3 protein-coding genes are annotated in these 5,920 nt (G+C 51.7%); 1 reads left to right on the forward strand and 2 read right to left on the reverse strand.

The features are described from left to right. A partial coding sequence (locus AAF564_25520) for a hypothetical protein (GenBank protein MEM8488930.1) occupies positions 1-287 on the forward strand: 287 nt, incomplete at its 5' end. A 544-nt stretch (positions 288-831) separates the two neighbouring features. Here the strand turns inward: AAF564_25520 and AAF564_25525 are convergent. Continuing rightward, positions 832-2,361 (reverse strand): YifB family Mg chelatase-like AAA ATPase, encoded by a 1,530-nt coding sequence (locus tag AAF564_25525; GenBank protein ID MEM8488931.1) that lies wholly within the window; start codon positions 2,359-2,361, stop codon positions 832-834. 116 nt (positions 2,362-2,477) lie between these two features. Continuing rightward, on the reverse strand, positions 2,478-5,546 hold the full coding sequence (locus tag AAF564_25530; protein ID MEM8488932.1) for a hypothetical protein: 3,069 nt from the start codon (positions 5,544-5,546) through the stop codon (positions 2,478-2,480). Positions 5,547-5,920 lie beyond the last annotated feature (374 nt).

Here is a 5,920-nt window from a genome sequence, read left to right on the forward strand (position 1 = left end):
AATTTAAACACTTGTATCTTTTAGTTTCTCAGCAAGCGGGAAATTATGAGGGGTACTTCCTTTCTTACGAGCGGGGTTTTGCAGACCGAATAGGTGTAAAGTTAATAAGGGATGGACACGACTACATCTATGAACAACGCGTGCCCAGATACTGTGCTTCATTTCATTGGCTGTCAACTTATCAGATTGAGCCCTTTCCGGAATTCAAAGCCTACTGGGTATTAACCGATGGAAGAGGAAACATAGTTTCTAATAAGCAACGAACGCATATTGGCCTTAAAAGATAAACCAACCTGCTCGAAGAATTGGGCCGTACCAGAAGAAGGTGCGGCCCTTTTTTGGGGCCGCCAGAGAGAAATCTAACAAAATCCAAATCCAGTGTCTACAGATATCTGACCAGCTCACCTTGAATAACTGGAATGGTCTTTTTTTGGCCGCGTGTGCGAAACATTCCCCCTCAAAATAGGCACTTCTCCCCTCTTCTGCATCTACAAGGGAGTGTTATTTCGCTGCGTCCGCGCGATTGCGAAATCTAAATGGCTGATTTTTCTGCTACGCATTTATAATTTTACTCGCTTTAGCATCTGAGAAGCGTCCGTTATTAAAAACGATTGAGCATGGCATATATGTGGTTTTTTACTTGATTTCAGTTCAGAGAAAACAATTTAATAAAACAGGCAACCATTGAAGAGGCAAAGGCACTTCAAGAATCCCTGCCGAATCGATAACAATGGTAAACCACCTCAATCAACTGTAAACGTCGCCCCCTACAGATTTTCTCAAACAACCCATGCCCTGGCTTATAGAGTCGTGCATCTAACTCTTTCTTTTTCAATCTGCCCGTGCTTTAACGACCAGACCAAGCTCTACGACCAGCTTATTCGCAACATTCGCGATCCCCTCTCTAAATTGTTCATTCCGAGGTATCGCACCACTCTCCCACCTCTCTATACTACCCCGATCAACGCCCCACTTCTCTGCTACTCCTTTATGAGTCAAACCCAGTATCCTCCTATAACCCAACAACTGCTCTGCTGGACTGTCCCCAATCTCAAAAGGGATATACCCAAGGAACCGAATGATGCCTGGATACGACTTTACTCGCAGTGGGTTATCAGTTGCCTCCCAATAACTTATAGTTCCTTTCGTTACCCCAATGATCTTGGCAATGTCTTTTTGCATCAGTCCAAGATCCATCCTCTTCTTCTTAATATGCTCTCCAATAGTCTTTGGATTAGTGGGATATGCCAAATTCAACGGTTTTGAGGCAATTAAGACTACCGGGGAAATGGCAACACAACCCCAGGGATTGGCGCTACAGATCAGGATTATACGGGCAGGGAAGGTCACAGAGAACCGCGCCCGGCTGATGGTGATCTGCCCTTCTTCCAGCGGCTGCCGCAGCACCTCCAGCACGTGCCGCTTAAACTCCGGCAACTCATCCAGGAAGAGCACGCCATTGTGTGCAGCTGAAATTTCGCCAGGACGCGGGTGCACCCCGCCGCCACAGAGGCCGGCATCAGAGATTGTATGATGTGGTGCGCGAAACGGACGCTCTTGCACCAGTCCATAGCCATCTGTCAGCCTCCCGCCTACGGAGTACACCCGCGTGGTCTCAAGCGCCTCCGCCGTAGTCAGTGGGGGAAGAATCGTGGCAAACCGCCGCGCCAACATCGTTTTGCCGGCGCCGGGTGGTCCAATCATCAACACATTGTGCCCTCCCGCTGCTGCCACTTCCAGCGCACGCTTGGCATTGGACTGACCACGTACATCTGCCAGGTCAATACCCGATTTAGCCAAAGCTTGCTGCTCCAACAGCTGCCGCTTGTATTTCGCAGGCGCTTTCTTGTGTCCCAACACGATGTGATAGGCTTCTTCTAACGTTTGCACCGGGTATACGTCGACGCCTTCGACGACGGAGGCCTCAGCCGCGTTGGCGACCGGTACCACAACAGCCTGTTTTTTGTCCTTCACCGCCCGCATCGCCATAGATAGCGCGCCTCGAATCGGGCGCACGTGGCCTTCCAAAGACAATTCGCCTGTTATGACAAACTGATCCAATCGCTCCTGCTGCACATCACGGTCGACCGCTGCAATCAATCCAATAGCGATCGGCAAGTCGAACGCTGCGCCCTCTTTTCGCACGTCTGCCGGTGCAAGATTTACAGTTACGATGCCCCGCGGGCGCGGCAGTTCGTTGGTCCGCAAAGCAGATAAAATACGGTCGCGACTCTCCCGGACGGCCCCATCAGGCAGACCGACCACGGTGTACTTGGGCGTGCCGCCACGGGCATAGGTTTCTATTTCTATGGGCAATGCATCCACCCCAAGGATGGTGCTGCTCCAAACGTGTGAAAGCATAAAGGCAGGTGCTATGGGTTGTTTCTCCCATAGACACCTGCCTTACCCAGTACATACCGTAAAAAGGGCCGGCGTGAGCACAATTAGATTGTCACCGCACGCCGGCCCCGTTTGGTTTAAACGCCCTTCCCGAACGTCTTACCGAAGGTACCCTTCCTAATCGGCCGGCCGTTCCGGTCCGCACGATTGTTTCGATTGATCATTTGCTCAATGATCTCATCAACCAGGCGATCATCTTCGTCGATCATTTCTTCATCCAATACTTCTTCATCCGGTACGTCTTCCTCAATCACATCTTCAGCGAGGGCATCGCGATGGATATAGATTGTTGGAAGGTCCGCTTCTTCGCCTGCTGATTGATCGATTGGTGCTTCTTCGTCTACTGCCGGTTCGTCTTCGATGAATACCTCAGCCGTTGCCAATGCATCAGTATCTGCACCGGCTCCTTCAGCACTATCATCATCTGCCAACTCGTCCGCAGCATCAAATTCAGTAGCGACCAGTTCGTCAGCAGGTTCGAATTCGGCCTCTTCTTCATGATCCGATTCACCATTGAAGCTTTCATCTTGTTTATCAGCAAGCAGTTCATTGTAGGTCATGAGGGCCGGATCTACAAAGTAGTCGGCGACAACCTGGGGCTCAGGTGCCGTTTCATCAGCTTCCTGCCCGTCCGTTGCGCTTTGCTCAGCCGGCGCAGGTGCGTCTTCAGGATGCGGTTCAGGCTTGGCTTCTTCAGAGGCAAAGGCAGCCAGGGCTGCGGCATCCGCATAGGCTTTGAGTTCGTGGTCATCAACAAATTCAATCGGACTGTCCGCGTCTTTGGCTTCTTCTTTTTTGCGAATGGCATCAAAGAGATCTGTTTGCTCTTCAGCATTCAATGCACGCTGGTCCGGTTGTTCGTCAAGCAGGGCACGGACTTCTTCCGCGTCTTCCAATGCCTCTTCTTCAGCAAGCATGTCACGCTCCCACGCCAGCGCTTCATCTGCATCCGGACTGTCAGCCTCGTCATCATCATATCCCCAATACATGTTCACCTCGTCTTCTGTGTCTTCTGACTGGTTATCTTCCGATTCCAGTGCATCAGGGGTATTCTCGTCAGCATCGGCCAAAACATAGGCGTCGGCTTCATCCAGCAAGTCAATTGTATCAGCCTCTTCTACTTCCGGACGTTCATCCATCAGTTGAACCGAAGCATCATCCGCTTCATCTTCCCATGGTAATACCGAATCCTGTGTTTCAGGTATTTCCGTAGCGGAGGAGAATTCAGATACCGGCGCTTCTTCAGCAAACATCGTTTCATCATCAGATACGGCTGGATGGATAGCGGCTTCGTTGTAGGGTGTTGCTTCCGGTGCAAGGAGTTCATCAACAGCGGCTTCTGCTGTCCGGTCTGACAGCAGGTTCTCAACCGGATTAACTTCTTCGCTGACTTCTTCCTCCCGTTCGTTTGCAGCTACAACTGCTGCGCCGGTAAGGGCAGCGGCAGCCAGCACCGGCGGCGCGGCGTGCTCAAGTGCCGGCACATCTTCACCAGACGGCAGCTGTTCGTTGCCAATCGTATCCGCAAACACAGGCTGACGCGGGATATCCACCACGTGTCCGCTTACCACCAGATCCGTGTAGGCGATACGCTCGCGGTCAATTTTTTCCTGCAGGTCGCGGTAATGCATCCGCACCTTCGACATCAGCGATTCAACCTGTTTCGCGTCAGCATCTTTGACATCAAAGCGGTGACGAATCAGGTCGTGTTTGTACTGTAGTGCAAGCCGCTCATTTTTGTTGGATGCGAGCTTGGCCTCCGCCTCTTTCTTTGCGGTAACAGCAATCAACACGTCGCTGCCCTGGAATCGATTCTGGCGGAGGTCATCCGAGATGTTCTCCAGCTGACGCGCGATTTCTGTGCCATCGCGCTCGTTGAATTCCAGTTCGTTTTCAACTTCAAGCAGTTCAATTTTAACCGCATTCACTTCGTTCATCGCCTGCTCGTAATCCTGCTCAACGGGATCCATCATGCGCTTGAGCTCCGCTTTTTCTTCTTCAAGCTGCTCAATTTTCATTTTGAACAGGTTGTAGATTTTGCGGCTGTCGCGGCGTTTGATGTCTTCATTGCGCACCACGCTGTACGTGTTCACGCACCAGTCTTCGAAGCGGAGTGGACTCATCTGCGTTTGTCCGTTCACGCTCTGCTCAGGCTCGGCAATCCATTTATTGAGGTGGCCGGCGAGGTATTCGCGGTACAGGTCCTGCAGCTTTTCATTGTAGTAAATCCGAACACTGCGCGGCTGGAAGAGCTTCAGCAATACCAGCGCGGCAAAAATGAACGCGAGGAATGCAGTAATCGCGGTTTTAGCCGTCTGGTACTCCTGGTTCTCCATCAAGCCGGCCAACACCGCTTCGCGGGTGCGTACACCGTCGTCGACCAGATCGACATTGTATACATCGGCAAACTCATCGACGGTCAAAGACTGGACGGTTTGCGCCATCACGGCTTTGTCCTGCAATAATGTTGCGCGTTCGTCCTGCAAACGGTTGATATTCTGCTGCATGGCGCGGGTTACGGGTCCAAATCCGTAGTTACCGGAAGATCCGTTGCCGGCGGTCTCCTGGATCAGCTCAGCTTCGCGCACGAGAATCATGGAGTCAACGGCAGCAATTTCTTCGTCTTTCGCGATCATCATAGAGTCGCTCACCATCGAGACGGTTGCCATGTTGCGGCGATTAATTTCGTTGTCTATGTCCTGCTTGAACACAATCTGGGCGAGGAATGGCGCAGAAATGCTCAACGACACAAATACAATGGCCACACGGCCCAACATCCCGATCCCAAGCCGGGTATTGTCTACCCAGCGATCCGTTTCTTTTTTGAGGATGATTTTGTCGTAGTAAGAGCGAGAGAGGTCCAGCGTTACAAAGCTCACGTCGATCACCCAGATGATGAGAAACATGAACACAAAAGTGATGGCCGCTGCGATGTAGCCCAGCGTTGCTTTGCCAAAAAGAGAGCCGAGGTAGCCCCATGCAATGGCTTCAGAGGTGGCCATAACAAGGATTACGAGGTGGATACAGATGATCCAGTAGTTGGCCCCCGGAGTGAGGAGGTTGTTCTTGTAGGGTTTAATCGAAAACAGGTTATTGCGACCCTGGCTTTCAAAACCGGTGCGCGGCAGCGCTGCTTGCGTTTCCATTGGGAGATTGGTTTTCTGTTAATGGAGTCGCCTGTCCGGGTGAGGGCTACAGGCGTTGTGCAGCTATATTCTGAGCCGGTTTATTTTTTTGCCGGTGGGGGCTTGCGAGTGCAGAGTTGCGAGTGCAGAGTTGCGAGTGCAGAGTTGCGAGTGCAGAGTTGCGAGTGGCCACACCCCACCACACACGTCATCCCGGACTTGATCCGGGAACCACAGGTATGGTGCAGTTCATCGTATGGCAAGGCACACTGCTCGCCCAGATCCTTCGCAGGGCTCAGGATGAACTGTGTTAAGAATCAAGTATTCAGTTTCATTTTTTCGACATAATCATTGTCGAAGGCAACACCGCTTTTGACTACTGCAAACACCTGTCT

The organism is Bacteroidota bacterium (genome assembly GCA_039111535.1).
Lineage (GTDB): Bacteria > Bacteroidota > Rhodothermia > Rhodothermales > JAHQVL01 > JBCCIM01.

What these genes read in the sequence shown, in the direction of transcription:
- AAF564_25525 (MEM8488931.1), bottom strand. Translation starts at nt 2,361, where the DNA reads ATGCTTTCACACGTTTGGAGCAGCACCATCCTTGGGGTGGATGCATTG.
- AAF564_25530 (MEM8488932.1), bottom strand. Translation starts at nt 5,546, where the DNA reads ATGGAAACGCAAGCAGCGCTGCCGCGCACCGGTTTTGAAAGCCAGGGT.